A 1,987-nucleotide genomic window follows, 5' to 3' on the forward strand; every position below is an offset into this window, starting at 1 on the left:
TGGTTATCCAATGCACTTAAATCTTTGACCAATCTTGATACAAGGGGTAGAGATATTATTTTAAACCATCCATCAGTATATCTATGGATTGAGAATGCAAAAACAGTATTAGAAAAAAATTGTGAAAAGCAAGATGAATGGAGATTTAAAGGATTCATTTATCTATGCATAAATATTTGGTTGAAATTCAATATAGTTCCTGAAATTCCTCCTTTCACTTGCTTAATAAGTAACGAACTGGTTAACAATTTAAACTTGTATAATAAGAAAAAACTTAATGTCGATTTTTCAGGATTATCAGCAGTTAACATATCTATTAAAGAAGATACTCTCTTTATAACAAATGATACGTTCTATAAGTCATGGAAAAGTAGGGAATTAGGGAATACGATAGATTATTATCCTTTTTTTTGTAATCAAACTTTATGGACTAGCAGTTACCTAGATATAATTACACCGTCTGAGTTGCGGATGGATAAAATGGAATTAATCGAGGAAATATCAGAGGATATTTCTGTACTTTTTACTGAAGCATTAGAGTTGGTAGAAACTTGTTGGCCAGAAATGCATACTGAAATAAAAGAAAATGTAAAACATATTGTATTTTTTAAACCACCAGGGTTGCCTTTCTTTTCAGATTTTCGTGTACATGGTGTTATTTTTGCCTCCCATTTGAAACGACCTTTGATTAATGCTGCAGAATGGCTTATTCATGAAGCAAGTCATATCAGGCTAAATACTTTGATGTGTGCTCGTCCACATTTAATTGATGATATGAAGGCTATCTATCCTTCACCGTGGCGTGACGAATTGAGGCCCCTTTATGGTATTTATCATGGATGCTTCGTACATTCTCGTCTTTTAAAGTTTTATCGTTTTTTAACTAAGGACAATAGTCCTTTTAAAACTATTGCATTAAAAGAAATAGATAGAATAACTAAAGAATTAGAAAAGGGACTATTAATTATAACTGAAAATGCTAATCTAACTTCCGAAGGTATTTCATTAGTAAAAGAGATGGAACAAAATCTTACTAGTTAACATTTCTCAACTATGAAATGAACTATTAGTTTTTTTAGGGGGATTTTTGTTGTCGCTTAAATTACCATTCACTAAATTTAAACCTCTTTTCAAGCAAAGAAACTTTGCGTTAGTCAGCGTTTCGGAAGCTATTTCTTCACTCGGAAATATGGCTCAAGGAATAGCTTTGGCTGCTTATGTCTTTACATTAACTCAATCAATAATAGTTTATAGCGCATTTCTACTTATTCGCTTTGCACCTCAATTTGTTTTGTTTTCACTTGCTGGTAGTATTGCTGATCGTTATTCTCGTCGATATATTACCACTATAATTAACATTCTTCTGGCTATATTTAGTTCTCTAATGGCCATAAATTCTGAAAATACATCAATAATTTTAATCATGTCTCTTTTAATGGGAATTGTAKATTTACCGTATCGTCCAGCTCTATCAGCTAGTATACCAGGACTTGTTAAAAAGGATCAATTACCACTTGCCAACGGATTTATGGGGGTTTTAAATAGTTTGGCAAGAGTAATTGGAGCTCTTCTTGCTGCAGTCGGTTTGCTAACTGGTGGAGTCGTGTGGCTACTAGCATTCAATGCACTTACCTTTTTCATTGCGGGAATTATAGCTTGGATTTCATTGCCAACAGAAAATGTGGACGAAGATAATTCAGAAGGGGAGCCTTCTTCTAATGAAGAACAGAGATTACTGAATAAAAAAGGATTAGCTGCAAGTTTTTCTTATTTATGGGGTCATCAAACACTGAAATATTTAGTTTTTGGGTCGTTTTTGGTTTGGGGATGTTTAAGTCTTACCGATGTTCTACTTGTACCACTTTTAAATGCAACTGTGGAGAATGGAGAAAAGTATTATGGACTTTATAGATTAATTGCATCAATAGGAATGTTATTGGGCTCTTACTTTACGGTTTCCTGGAGGGATAGATTTATTAGGTTACAA

General features: G+C 33.1%; 2 protein-coding genes. Both read left to right on the forward strand.

Going from position 1 to position 1,987, the window contains the following annotated elements; all coding sequences use genetic code 11:
• Window positions 1–1,041: aKG-HExxH-type peptide beta-hydroxylase (locus AC1DRF_RS24915; protein WP_477741957.1), on the forward strand; the 1,041-nt coding region annotated here is incomplete at its 5' end.
• A gap of 49 nt (window positions 1,042–1,090) precedes the next feature.
• Window positions 1,091–1,987, forward strand: an 897-nt coding sequence (locus AC1DRF_RS24920; RefSeq protein WP_477741958.1) for an MFS transporter, incomplete at its 3' end; no start/stop codon positions are given.

The sequence above is a fragment of the Priestia sp. P5_B4 genome (assembly GCF_056400385.1).